The sequence below is a fragment of the Escherichia sp. E2562 genome (genome assembly GCF_005781075.1).
GTDB lineage: Bacteria > Pseudomonadota > Gammaproteobacteria > Enterobacterales > Enterobacteriaceae > Escherichia.
Genome location: NZ_VATM01000015.1, coordinates 82,755 through 95,056 on the forward strand (window position 1 = coordinate 82,755; position 12,302 = coordinate 95,056).

The following is a 12,302-nucleotide window of genomic DNA, read 5'->3' on the forward strand; positions in this document are numbered from 1 at the left end:
ATATTGTCACATGTAAGTTTATTTTTATAAATTGATGTAAGCCAACTATATTAATTGCGATATGTATTTAATTTTATAGCGAATTAACTATTTCTATATTCTGGAATGTATATCACAAATTATTGTAGAGTAAATGAAATTCATTTCAAATGATAACAAATATCACTCCACTTTTAATCTTCTGCTTTCCATTTTTAATTGATAACGATCAATGTTAAGGGCTAGGAATAATCACATTATTTTTTCTCCTAACCATAAAGGATTAGTTTGCTTGCGTTAAATCATGTCTCATACGCTATCGGGTTAGGACAAAAATATCTGGTGTTGGAGGCATAGTCAGCAGCGTATTAGTTGAATGCTTAATAGAAGGCTGCTGAATTGTCAGCACTGTGTTTGCGAAGAGGATGCGAAATAAATGAACCCGGTTGAACGTCCACTATTAGATATTGGCTTAACGCGATTAGAGTTCTTGCGTATATCAGGAAAAGGTCTTGCTGGTTTAACAATAGCCCCTGCGTTATTGTCACTTTTGGGCTGTAAACAGGAAGATGTCGATAGCGGCACGGTGGGGCTGATAAACACGCCCAAAGGAGTGTTAGTTACCCAGCGTGCGCGTTGCACCGGCTGCCACCGCTGTGAAATCTCCTGTACCAACTATAACGATGGCGCCGTTGGTACTTTTTTTTCCCGCATCAAAATCCATCGTAATTATTTCTTTGGCGACAAGGGCGTAGGTTCCGGTGGCGGCTTATACGGCGATCTGAATTATACCGCCGACACCTGCCGCCAGTGTAAAGATCCTCAATGCCTGAAGGTCTGCCCGATTGGCGCGATTACCTGGCAGCAGGAAGAGGGATGTATAACCGTCGATCATAAACGTTGCATTGGTTGTAGCGCCTGTACCACTGCGTGTCCGTGGATGATGGCCACCGTAAATACTGAAACTAAAAAATCCTCGAAATGTGTGTTGTGCGGTGAATGCGCAAACGCCTGCCCGACAGGGGCGTTAAAAATTATCGAGTGGAAAGATATTACTGTGTGAATCTTGCAAAGGAAAAAATCATGGCTAACGGTTGGACTGGTAATATATTAAGAGTCAATCTTACGACAGGAAATATTACCCTCGAAGATTCCAGTAAGTTTAAAGATTTTGTCGGTGGTATGGGCTTTGGTTACAAAATTATGTATGACGAAGTACCTCCAGGCACCAAACCTTTCGATGAAGCAAATAAATTAGTTTTTGCTACGGGGCCGTTGACAGGGTCTGGTGCACCCTGTAGTTCTCGCGTAAATATCACATCACTTTCCACATTTACCAAAGGAAATTTAGTCGTCGACGCCCATATGGGCGGTTTTTTTGCTGCACAAATGAAATTCGCCGGATACGACGTCATTATTATCGAGGGTAAAGCGAAATCACCGGTCTGGCTAAATATAAAAGATGACAAAGTTAGCCTGGAGAAAGCCGATTTCTTGTGGGGAAAAGGGACGCGTGCAACCACGGAAGAAATTTGCCGTTTAACCAGCCCTGAAACCTGTGTAGCGGCTATTGGTCAGGCGGGTGAAAATCTTGTGCCTCTCTCTGGCATGCTGAATAGTCGTAACCACAGTGGCGGCGCGGGAACTGGCGCAATAATGGGCTCCAAAAACCTGAAAGCGATTGCGGTTGAAGGGACAAAAGGAGTCAACATTGCCGATCGCCAGGAGATGAAACGGCTCAATGACTATATGATGACCGAACTTATTGGCGCTAATAACAATCATGTCGTGCCAAGTACGCCGCAATCGTGGGCAGAGTACTCTGACCCCAAGTCGCGCTGGACAGCTCGTAAAGGGCTGTTTTGGGGCGCAGCGGAAGGCGGCCCGATTGAAACAGGAGAAATCCCGCCTGGCAATCAAAACACGGTCGGTTTCCGCACCTATAAATCTGTCTTTGATTTAGGTCCGGCAGCAGAGAAATACACCGTCAAAATGAGTGGCTGCCACTCATGTCCAATTCGTTGTATGACCCAGATGAACATTCCTCGGGTTAAAGAGTTTGGCGTACCCAGTACAGGTGGCAACACCTGTGTCGCTAACTTTGTCCACACCACCATCTTCCCGAACGGGCCGAAAGATTTTGAAGATAAAGATGATGGCAGGGTGATTGGTAATCTGGTCGGTCTGAATCTGTTCGATGACTACGGGCTGTGGTGTAACTACGGGCAGTTGCATCGCGACTTTACCTATTGTTACAGCAAAGGCGTGTTTAAGCGCGTTCTGCCTGCTGAAGAGTATGCGGAAATTCGTTGGGATCAACTGGAAGCTGGCGACGTTAATTTCATTAAAGATTTTTACTATCGTCTGGCGCACCGCGTGGGTGAGTTGAGTCACCTGGCTGATGGCTCGTATGCCATTGCTGAACGCTGGAATTTGGGGGAAGAGTACTGGGGCTACGCAAAAAATAAACTCTGGTCGCCGTTTGGTTATCCGGTTCACCATGCCAATGAAGCATCGGCGCAGGTCGGTTCTATTGTTAACTGCATGTTCAACCGTGACTGTATGACGCATACGCACATCAACTTTATCGGCTCCGGTTTGCCGTTGAAACTGCAGCGTGAAGTGGCAAAAGAGCTTTTTGGCTCTGAAGATGCTTACGATGAAACCAAAAACTACACGCCGATCAATGACGCAAAAATTAAATATGCCAAATGGTCGCTGTTGCGGGTTTGTTTGCATAACGCCGTCACCCTGTGCAACTGGGTCTGGCCAATGACCGTTTCGCCACTGAAAAGCCGCAATTATCGTGGCGACCTTGCGCTAGAAGCCAAATTCTTTAAAGCAATCACTGGCGAAGATATGACGCAGGAAAAATTAGATTTAGCTGCTGAGCGTATCTTTACGTTACACCGTGCCTACACGGTAAAACTGATGCAAACCAAAGATATGCGTAATGAGCATGACCTGATCTGCTCCTGGGTATTTGATAAAGATCCGCAGATTCCGGTCTTCAGTGAAGGTACTGACAAAATGGACCGCGATGATATGCACCAGTCACTCACGCTGTTCTACAAGGAAATGGGCTGGGACCCACTGCTTGGTTGTCCAACGCGAGAAACGCTTCATCGACTCGGGCTGGAAGATATTGCCGCCGATCTGGCGACACATAACCTGCTACCAGCATAAGGAACCGGCGTAATGAGCCAGCAGGAGGAAATGACACAACTGGAAGCGCCTGATATTGACGTGACTAAGCGTCAATGGCTGCACAGTATGCGTCAGCCCGATGACACTGCGAACGATGCGGTTACAGGGCCTGAACCGGCTGAAATTCTGGCGGAGTTTATCCGCCAGCATTCGACGGCGGGTCAACTGGTTGCACGCGCCGTGTTCCTGTCGCCGCCATATACGGTTGCTGAAGAGGATCTTTCTGCATTGCTGGAAAGCATACGGCAGAGTTCAGACTTCGCAGATATCGCCTGTATGACGGGCAGTAAAGATGATTATTACTACTCAACGCAAACCATGAGCGAAAACTATGCCGCTATGTCTTTGCAGGTTGTTGAGCAGGACATCTGTCGGGCCATTGCACATGCCGTTCGCTTCGAATGCCAGACGTATCCCCGGCCTTATAAGGTCGCCATGCTGACGCAAGCGCCATATTACTACCAGGAAGCGCAGATTGAAGCCGCGCTCGCCGCGATGGATATCGCTCCTGAGTATGCCGATATACGTCAGGTGACGTCATCGACGGCTGTGTTGTACCTGTTTAGCGAGCGTTTTATGAGCTATGGCAAAGCTTATGGCTTATGTGAATGGTTCGAGGTTGAGCAGTTTCAGAATCCCTGAAGTTTCAGGGAGATATCATGGATAGGGTGGACAGTCGCAGCCACAGCATTAGAGGATAATAAGATGTCCTTCACTCGACGCAAATTTGTTCTGGGGATGGGAACGGTAATCTTTTTTACCGGTTCAGCACCTTCTTTGTTAGCGAACACCAGACAAGGAAAGGAAGTTCGATATGCCATGATTCACGATGAATCACGGTGCAATGGCTGTAATATTTGCGCCAGAGCATGCCGTAAAACTAACCATGTACCGGCACAGGGAAGTCGTTTGTCTATCGCGCATATCCCGGTCACCGATAACAATAACGAAACGCTGTATCACTTTTTTCGCCAGTCATGCCAGCACTGTGAAGATGCTCCTTGCATCGACGTTTGCCCCACAGGGGCATCGTGGCGTGATGAACAGGGGATAGTGCGGGTAGAAAAATCACAATGCATTGGCTGTAGCTACTGCATCGGCGCATGCCCGTATCAGGTTCGTTACCTTAATCCACTGACCAAAGTGGCGGATAAATGTGATTTCTGTGCTGAGTCACGGCTGGCAAAAGGTTTTCCGCCCATCTGCGTTAGCGCCTGTCCGGAACATGCGTTGATCTTTGGTCGCGAAGATAGCCCAGAAATTCAGGCATGGTTACAGGAAAATAAATACTATCAATATCAGCTGCCTGGTGCCGGGAAACCGCATCTGTATCGCCGGTTCGGTCAACATTTGATTAAAAAGGAAAATGTATGAACCCGTCGCAAAATGCTGAACAATTTCATAACCAGTTGGCGAACTATGTACCGCAGTTTTCTCCCGAATTTTGGCCTGTGTGGTTGGTCATTGCCGGGCTGTTGCTGGTCGGGATGTGGTTAGTGTTGGGGCTTCACGCTTTGCTTCGCGCTCGTGGTATAAAGAAATCCACCACTGGTCATGGCGAGAAGGTTTATCTCTACAGCAAGGCGGTGAGATTATGGCACTGGTCGAATGCGTTACTCTTTGTTTTGTTGCTGGCTAGTGGGCTAATCAATCACTTTGCGCTGGTGGGCGTTGCTGCAGTCAAAAGTCTGGTTGCCGTACATGAGGTTTGTGGATTCCTGCTACTGGCATGCTGGCTTGGCTTTGTTCTCATTAATGCCGTTGGGGGTAATGGTCATCACTACATTATCCGTCGTCAGGGCTGGCTGGGGCGAGCGGCTAAACAAACGCGGTTTTATCTGCTTGGAATTATGCAAGGGGAAGATCATCCATTTCCTGCAACAACACAGTCTAAATTCAATCCATTGCAGCAGGCAGCTTATGTTGGTGTGATGTATGGATTGCTGCCGCTGTTATTGTTGACGGGGCTGCTATGCCTTTACCCGCAAACCGTGGGGGACGTGTTCCCTGGCGTAAGATACTGGTTATTGCAGGCGCATTTTGCTCTGGCAGTTATAAGCCTCTTTTTTATCTTCGGCCATCTCTATCTTTGCACCACGGGGCGTACTCCGCACGAAACTTTTAAATGTATGGTCGATGGCTATCACCGGCATTAACGAATGATCATTACACGAGCTGATCTGCGAGAGTGGCGTGTAGGCGCGGTTATGTACCGCTGGTTTCTGCGCCGTTTTCCGCAAGGTGGAATTTATGCCGATATTCACCACGCCCTGATTGGCGAAGGATTTACTGACTGGGCGGAAAGTCTGGTTGAGTACGCCTGGAAAAAATGGCTGGCAGACGAAAATTTCGCCCGTCAGGAAGTTTCCTCAATGCAAAAACTGGCCAAAGGCCCCGTAGAGATACCCTTTTGCAGTCAGTTCGCCCGGGCCGACGATCACGCACGCGTCGGCTGTTGTGAGGATAACGCCAGAATCGCTACCGTGGGGTATGCTGCGCAAATTGCCAGCATGGGTTATAGCGTGCGGATTGGCAGTGTCGGCTTTAACAGCCATATCGGTAGCTCAGGTGAACGTGCTCGTGTTGCTGTAACCGGTAATTCCTCGCGGATAAGCAGCGCCGGAGACAGCAGTCGTATTGCGAATACCGGAATGCGAGTACGCGTTTGTACATTGGGTGAACGGTGTCATGTCGCCAGTAATGGCGATCTGGTGCAAATCGCCAGCTTTGGCACAAACGCCAGGATTGCAAACAGCGGCGATAACGTTCATATCATCGCCAGTGGTGAAAATTCAACGGTAGTGAGTACGGGCGTGGTGGATTCAATTATTCTCGGGCCAGGAGGCAGCGCCGCGCTGGCTTATCATGACGGCGAAAGAGTGCGCTTTGCCGTAGCCGTTGAAGGTGAAAATAATATTCGCGCCGGAGTTCGCTATCGTCTGAATGAGCAGCATCAATTTGTGGAATGCTGACTCTTTTACCTTAATCAACCGACAGACGTCGGCGTGCGCGGGATGCTGGCTTCACGACGGCCTGCGCCATAGCCTCGCCAATTTCAGCACAAGCCGTAAGCCCCTGAACGAAAGGCCGATCGTGCATTAGCCAGGGCAACGCGCCGAACGCCACGCGACCACGAACTTCTTCCGGTTGCTGTAGCGTATAATCTTCACCGATATCAGGGATTTCATCGCCTGTTTTCTGTAGCTGTGCACGTAGTCCAGGGAAAGGAATGTCTTTCACTTTGAGCGAGCGTTGCCCACGAGCATCAATAAAAACGTCAAACGAGTAGCTGTTGTCCGCTGTTTTCAGCATTGTGTGCGTTTTGTCGATTTCCATATCGTATTCCTCACCGAGAGCGAGAATATGGATAATTCCCGCCTCGCGCAAAGCCAGTAAGCGCTTTATAGATTCAGAAGGGATAGCTGCATAATTGTCGATAAATACTCTGGCAAGGCCTTTACTGAACCGTTTATGGTCGTGCTCATTCAGATGCGGAACAATTTCCTGTACGGCTTCATGCAGGCGAAGAATGACATAACGCCAGGGAACGGTATGTTTTTCACGTTTATTTCGCTCGACTTCTGCTAAGTTTTTTTCTGCCCAGGCAAATGGGTCATGCTGTTTACGGTCAGCAAACCAGGCCTGCGCGAAGGTATCGACATTCAGGTCCTCTATCGCAATATGTTGGCTCCAGTCAGGATCAGCCGCAGTAATCTCTTTCAATATAAGTTTAAATACCCGGTCCAGAAGACCCTGTGTACCTTTTTCAATTTCCGCGTTCAGGGAATGTTCAGTGACAATGCGTAGAGGTTCGTAGGGAATAGGGCAATAGAAATCGGCTTCTGGCAAAATGCCTGTGCGTGACATCAATGTAATACTGAGTTTTTCACTGTCGCTATCGCGCTGAAACAGAATGCGTTGATTATCTTTTTCAATAAAGGAACCATGCTGGATAGCAACCGCCATTGCGGCATCCAGTCCGCTCAAGGATGTTCCCATAATGCCCACGCGACAGGCTTCAATTTTCGCTTCCATTAACCCTGACCACGGGCTGGGGAAATATGTTCGGCTTGCCAGTTCTTCGTCAGGCCAGACGTGACCGGTGGCTATTACGGCTAAATCAAACGTCTCAACTGGCAAATCCCGATCTGTGAAGATAAGCACGCCAGAGTCTGTGACTTGCAGATCAGTCACCTGGCAAGATTCATAAACGTTGATTTCAAATTGCTGCTGCCGAGCTTGTTCTACCAACCGTAAAAAGCGATCACGGAAATATTCTCCTAACAAAATCCTCGGCAAAAACTGGCGATCGTGCAAGCTTTCCTTTTTAACGCCATAACGTTGCAGATGGCTGGCCTCTTGCTCTTGCAACCATTCCAGATAAGTACAATAAATCGGCGGTATTTCAATGCTGGCAATATTTGCCAGCATCATTTTAGAGTTTTCTTCATCATTGTACGGCATACCGACACCCGCCTCGTCGGCTTGCTCGAAGAGAGAAATGGAGAGTGGCGTTTGTTGCTGCAAAAGCGAGAGGAAAGTGTAGATCCCTGTTGGTCCGGCACCCACAATGGCAATTTTTTTCATTGTTACTTACCTGTATGCATTTTTTTGAATTTGGTGTTACCAGATAAGTGTGGTGGAAATATTTAGAAAAGGAGAAATTTCAGACGGGGACGAAAAGGGCGCGTATCGCCCTTCATTAATTTCTGTCAGGCCAGTTTGGCCTGATTGATTTGACTCAGTGACTCATTGACATCGAAAACTTTGGCAATAACTTCTGCGACACCAAGATTTTTCAGGCGGGCAGTATGTTTGTCCAGATAAGCCAGGGCGCTTTTTTCATCGGTAAAAAGGTAGATCCCACCGGCTTCATGGTTCTTTTCACTTTCTGTCCACACCTTCCACAGAAAACCGGGTTCCTGATTAATCGACTCGGCAAGCGGTTTAAGTTGCTCAGCCATTTCGTCGCCAAAGGGGCCATTAAAAGCAAAATGAAGTTGTAATAAAGTTGCCATAGCTATTCTCCTTCTGATAACGCATACGAGGATAGTGTAAATCTTTTAACGTATTGGATACAGAGAAGAAGCAGGAGAAACAAAAGGGAAGAGAAGACCAGATTAAGAAAATCTGGTGCGTCCGAGTGGACTCGAACCACCGACCCCCACCATGTCAAGGTGGTGCTCTAACCAACTGAGCTACGGACGCAGGATGGTGCGTTCAATTGGACTCGAACCAACGACCCCCACCATGTCAAGGTGGTGCTCTAACCAACTGAGCTATGAACGCAACGTTGTAGGTGACAACGGGGACGAATATTAGCGGCAGAGCGTGAAGGTGGCAAGAGGCAAATCGTAATTTTCTGCGCTATTTCTATCGTTTGCAGAGCTTTTAAGCAAATTGGCGATATTTTGTTGATTTGCAAGGGCGATTTTTGGCCAGAGACCATATTTAGATTTGATACAGCCGATTATCCCTCGACTCACAATGTAAAACAGAGACTTTGCCACCATATCAATTCTATCGTGGATAAATCCTTCGTAGCCTTTACACTTAGGTAGCGATAAAGGCACACAGATGCAGCATAGGAATAAGTCATGGGATCTGATGCAAAAAACTTGATTAGCGACGGGAAAGTGCAAATTGTTCATGCTGGAGACGTTATCGGCGCGACTCAACTTACTGATGGCGAGTTGATTGTTGAGGCAGGCGGAAGAGCAGAAAATACCGTGGTCACAGACGCTGGCTGGCTGAAAGTTGAAACTGGTGGAATCGCCAAATGTACACAGTACAGCAACAATGGCACGTTATCAGTCGGTGACGGCGCAATAGCCACTGACATTGTTCAGTCAGATGGTGGAGCGATTAGCCTCTCAACGCTCGCGACTGTTAATGGCCGCCATCCCGAGGGTGAATTTAGCGTTGATCAGGGCTATGCCTGCGGTTTATTGCTGGAGAATGGCGGTAATCTGCGGGTACTGGAGGGCCATCGCGCGGAAAAAATCATTCTGGATCAGGATGGTGGTTTGTTGGTCAACGGAACAGCATCAGCAGTTGTTGTCGATGAAGGTGGTGAACTGTTGGTTTACCCTGGTGGAGAAGCCATCAATGGTGAGATAAACCACGGTGGCGTTTTTATGCTGGCAGGTAAAGCCAGTGATACGCTGATTGCGGGTGGCACCATGAATAATCTCGGCGGCGAAGACATTCATACCATCGTTGAGAATGGCGCCGTTTATCGCCTGGGGACAGACGGTCTGCAACTCTACAGTTCTGGTAAGACTAAAAACCTGACAGTTAAAACCGGTGGGCGGGCTGAAGTGCATGCCGGTACGCTGGAAAATGCAGTGGTACAAAGTGGGACAGTGATTGTGATGTCTCCCACCAGTGCGGATGAAAAATTCGTAGTAGAAGAAGACTGTGCTCCGGTTGAACTTACGGGGAGCGTTGCATTACAGGACGGCGCTTCTATGATTGTTGGCTATGGCGCTGATCTGAAACAATCAACGATTACGGTCCAGCAGGAAGGCATGTTGATCCTCGATGGCAGCACGGTTAAAGGTGACAATGTCACTTTCTATGTTGGCAACCTGAATCTCGATGGTGGAAAAGTGTGGCTGATAACGTCAACCGCAACGTCTGTGCAGTTGAAGGTGAAACGTCTGCGAGGAGAAGGAACGATTTGCCTGCAAACCAGTGCGAAAGAAATTTCTCCAGAATTCATCAGTGTGAAAGGGGAAGTCAGCGGTGATATTCACGTTGAGATAACGGATGCCAGTCGGCAGCCTATTTGCAGCGCACTTAAATTGCAGCCGGACGAAGATGGCATTGGCGCAACGCTCCAGCCAGCCTAAAATTAAGGCGCAATCTTTGCGGATTGCGCCTCATTTTTTTATCGAGATGCACGTTGCAAAATGATAGCCGATGGTAGACGTTGCAAGAAACGCATACGTAGCATCATCATAATGGCAGCAGAAGTCAGACCGATAATAAAGCCTATCCAGAAACCTGCCGGCCCCATCGGCTCAACTACCAGATTGGTCAATGCCAGAATATAGCCACTTGGTAAGCCCAACACCCAATACGCGATAAAGGTAATGTAAAAAATAGATCGCGTATCTTTATAACCACGCAAAATCCCGCTACCGATTACCTGTATCGAGTCAGAAATCTGATACACCGCCGCCAGCAACATCAGGTGTGCAGCCAGTGTCACAACTTCTGGATTATCGTTATACAGAAGAGCGATCTGCTCCCGCAGCGAGATTGTAAAAATTGCCGTCATCGTTGCCATACAGACGCCAACCATAAGCCCGGTTCGTGCAGCAGTTTGCGCATCCTGCGTGGAACCCTGACCCAGACGATAACCCACACGGATAGTCACAGCCGCTGCCAGCGACATCGGAAGAACGAACATCAGCGAACTAAAGTTCAGGGCAATCTGGTGGCCTGCCACATCGACAATACCGAGCGGAGATACCAACAGCGCAACCACCGCAAACAGTGTTACTTCAAAGAACAGGGCCAGCGCGATAGGTAAACCCAGTTGCACAAGTCTTTTCATTACCGCCGGATCTGGTTTAGCGGTGCCTTTTTCGTTGCGGATATCGCGCATAGAACGGGCATGCTTAATATAGGAAACCATAGCAAGGAACATTACCCAGTACACCGCCGCAGTCGCCACACCACAGCCGACGCCACCGAGTTCAGGCATACCGAAGTGACCGTAAATGAAGATATAGTTAACAGGAATGTTCACCAGCAGGCCAATAAAGCCCATTACCATGCCCGGCTTGGTTTTTGCCAAACCTTCACACTGGTTACGAGCGACCTGGAAGAACAGATAGCCCGGAGCCCCCCACAATAGTGCACGCAGATAACCCACTGCTTTATCGGCGAGGGCCGGATCGATATTTTGCATGGAGCGGATGATATACCCCGCATTCCACAGCACCAGCATAATAAGCACGGAGACGAAACCGGCCAGCCAGAAACCTTGTCGCACCTGATGCGCAATACGTTCACGGCGACCGGAACCATTCAATTGCGCGATGACTGGCGTCATTGCCAGCAGCAGTCCGTGACCGAAAAGAATCGCCGGGAGCCAGATAGAAGTACCAATGGCGACTGCCGCCATGTCGGTGGCGCTATAGCCGCCCGCCATGACGGTATCGACAAAACCCATCGCTGTTTGGGCGATTTGCGCGAGAATCACCGGGATTGCTAATGCTAATAACAGACGCGCTTCACTAATGTATTTCTGCACGTGAACACCTTTTATATTGTTGTTATATGAGAGACTAAAAAACCGCCTGAATGGGCAGCAAAAAGAAGAAGCAGGGGAAATTCAGTCTATTGTAGCGAGGATTTATTAATTCTCCAGTGAAAAAATAACCACTCAACCCCCTTTACTGGTAAGGACGTTTCCCACCTGCTATTGTGCTGAACAGAATGTCCTAACTGATTTCAGGAGTTGTAAGTATGTTTACGGGGATAGTGCAGGGCACCGCGAAGTTGGTGTCGATTGACGAGAAAGCAAATTTTCGAACCCATGTAGTGGAATTACCTGATTACATGTTGGATGGTCTGGAGACAGGCGCTTCTGTCGCGCATAACGGTTGCTGCCTGACTGTAACGGAAATTAACGGCAACCGTATCAGTTTTGATCTGATGAAAGAAACGTTACGAATAACAAACCTTGGCGATTTAAACGTTGGGGATTGGGTAAACGTAGAACGAGCTGCTAAATTCAGCGATGAAATCGGCGGACATTTAATGTCAGGTCATATTATGACCACCGCAGAAGTATCGAAAATAATAACATCAGAAAATAACCACCAGATCTGGTTCAAAGTACAGGATGAGCAGTTAATGAAATATATCCTGTATAAAGGGTTTATTGGTATTGATGGCATCAGTCTGACGGTTGGTGAAGTGACAGCGACCCGCTTTTGTGTGCATTTAATTCCGGAAACGCTGGAACGTACCACTCTCGGTAAGAAAAAACTCGGTGCACGCGTCAATATCGAAATCGATCCTCAAACTCAGGCCGTGGTAGATACTGTTGAACGTGTGTTGGCGGCACGGGAAAAGAAATAAAGCTGCGTTTGAAATGA

11 protein-coding genes and 2 tRNA genes are annotated in these 12,302 nt (G+C 48.1%); 8 read left to right on the top strand and 5 right to left on the bottom strand.

Features of this window, described 5'->3' with window-relative positions; all coding sequences use genetic code 11:
* The first annotated feature begins 415 nt into the window (after window positions 1-415).
* From FEK43_RS18335 to ydhT, 6 genes are all read left to right on the top strand, one after another.
* Window positions 416-1,042, top strand: coding sequence for a ferredoxin-like protein (locus FEK43_RS18335; RefSeq protein ID WP_130208224.1), 627 nt, complete (start codon window positions 416-418; stop codon window positions 1,040-1,042).
* A 20-nt stretch (window positions 1,043-1,062) separates the two neighbouring features.
* A complete protein-coding gene (locus FEK43_RS18340) occupies window positions 1,063-3,165 on the top strand; it encodes an aldehyde ferredoxin oxidoreductase (RefSeq protein WP_135406795.1) in 2,103 nt (700 codons plus the stop codon).
* A 12-nt stretch (window positions 3,166-3,177) separates the two neighbouring features.
* Window positions 3,178-3,828, top strand: a complete 651-nt coding sequence (locus FEK43_RS18345) for a YdhW family putative oxidoreductase system protein (RefSeq protein WP_130259827.1) — start codon at window positions 3,178-3,180, stop codon at window positions 3,826-3,828.
* A gap of 63 nt (window positions 3,829-3,891) precedes the next feature.
* The gene (locus FEK43_RS18350; protein WP_130208218.1) at window positions 3,892-4,560 is read left to right on the top strand and encodes a 4Fe-4S dicluster domain-containing protein; all 669 of its coding nucleotides are present in this window, start codon (window positions 3,892-3,894) and stop codon (window positions 4,558-4,560) included.
* Complete coding sequence (gene phsC, locus FEK43_RS18355) at window positions 4,557-5,342, top strand: thiosulfate reductase cytochrome B subunit (RefSeq protein WP_131161192.1); 786 nt, start codon at window positions 4,557-4,559, stop codon at window positions 5,340-5,342. Before FEK43_RS18350 ends, phsC begins: the two co-directional genes overlap by 4 nt.
* 3 nt (window positions 5,343-5,345) lie before the next feature.
* A complete protein-coding gene (gene ydhT / locus FEK43_RS18360) occupies window positions 5,346-6,158 on the top strand; it encodes a protein YdhT (RefSeq protein ID WP_135406792.1) in 813 nt (270 codons plus the stop codon).
* 10 nt (window positions 6,159-6,168) lie between these two features.
* On the opposite strand, the gene FEK43_RS18365 is transcribed toward ydhT, so the two are convergent.
* The 4 genes from FEK43_RS18365 to FEK43_RS18380 form a co-directional block, all read right to left on the bottom strand.
* A complete protein-coding gene (locus tag FEK43_RS18365) occupies window positions 6,169-7,773 on the bottom strand; it encodes an FAD-NAD(P)-binding protein (protein ID WP_138158685.1) in 1,605 nt (534 codons plus the stop codon).
* 125 nt (window positions 7,774-7,898) lie between these two features.
* Window positions 7,899-8,204 carry a monooxygenase gene (locus FEK43_RS18370; RefSeq protein ID WP_130208210.1) on the bottom strand — a complete coding sequence of 102 codons (306 nt, stop codon included), beginning with the start codon at window positions 8,202-8,204 and terminating at the stop codon, window positions 7,899-7,901.
* Window positions 8,205-8,317: 113 nt separating this feature from the next.
* Window positions 8,318-8,394, bottom strand: a tRNA-Val gene (locus FEK43_RS18375).
* 4 nt (window positions 8,395-8,398) lie between these two features.
* A tRNA-Val gene (locus FEK43_RS18380) sits at window positions 8,399-8,475 on the bottom strand.
* A 308-nt stretch (window positions 8,476-8,783) separates the two neighbouring features.
* Between FEK43_RS18380 and FEK43_RS18385 the strand changes: the two genes are divergently transcribed.
* The gene (locus FEK43_RS18385; RefSeq protein WP_131161195.1) at window positions 8,784-10,040 is read left to right on the top strand and encodes an AIDA repeat-containing protein; all 1,257 of its coding nucleotides are present in this window, start codon (window positions 8,784-8,786) and stop codon (window positions 10,038-10,040) included.
* Window positions 10,041-10,078: 38 nt separating this feature from the next.
* Here the strand turns inward: FEK43_RS18385 and mdtK are convergent, their stop codons facing one another.
* Complete coding sequence (mdtK, locus tag FEK43_RS18390) at window positions 10,079-11,452, bottom strand: multidrug efflux MATE transporter MdtK (RefSeq protein ID WP_131161196.1); 1,374 nt, start codon at window positions 11,450-11,452, stop codon at window positions 10,079-10,081.
* Window positions 11,453-11,667: 215 nt separating this feature from the next.
* On the opposite strand from mdtK, the gene FEK43_RS18395 reads away from it, so the two are divergent.
* Window positions 11,668-12,285, top strand: a complete 618-nt coding sequence (locus FEK43_RS18395; protein ID WP_064530047.1) for a riboflavin synthase — start codon at window positions 11,668-11,670, stop codon at window positions 12,283-12,285.
* Window positions 12,286-12,302 lie beyond the last annotated feature (17 nt).

What these genes read in the sequence shown, in the direction of transcription:
- FEK43_RS18335 (WP_130208224.1), top strand. Translation starts at nt 416, where the DNA reads ATGAACCCGGTTGAACGTCCACTATTAGATATTGGCTTAACGCGATTA.
- FEK43_RS18340 (WP_135406795.1), top strand. Translation starts at nt 1,063, where the DNA reads ATGGCTAACGGTTGGACTGGTAATATATTAAGAGTCAATCTTACGACA.
- FEK43_RS18345 (WP_130259827.1), top strand. Translation starts at nt 3,178, where the DNA reads ATGAGCCAGCAGGAGGAAATGACACAACTGGAAGCGCCTGATATTGAC.
- FEK43_RS18350 (WP_130208218.1), top strand. Translation starts at nt 3,892, where the DNA reads ATGTCCTTCACTCGACGCAAATTTGTTCTGGGGATGGGAACGGTAATC.
- phsC (WP_131161192.1), top strand. Translation starts at nt 4,557, where the DNA reads ATGAACCCGTCGCAAAATGCTGAACAATTTCATAACCAGTTGGCGAAC.
- ydhT (WP_135406792.1), top strand. Translation starts at nt 5,346, where the DNA reads ATGATCATTACACGAGCTGATCTGCGAGAGTGGCGTGTAGGCGCGGTT.
- FEK43_RS18365 (WP_138158685.1), bottom strand. Translation starts at nt 7,773, where the DNA reads ATGAAAAAAATTGCCATTGTGGGTGCCGGACCAACAGGGATCTACACT.
- FEK43_RS18370 (WP_130208210.1), bottom strand. Translation starts at nt 8,204, where the DNA reads ATGGCAACTTTATTACAACTTCATTTTGCTTTTAATGGCCCCTTTGGC.
- FEK43_RS18385 (WP_131161195.1), top strand. Translation starts at nt 8,784, where the DNA reads ATGGGATCTGATGCAAAAAACTTGATTAGCGACGGGAAAGTGCAAATT.
- FEK43_RS18395 (WP_064530047.1), top strand. Translation starts at nt 11,668, where the DNA reads ATGTTTACGGGGATAGTGCAGGGCACCGCGAAGTTGGTGTCGATTGAC.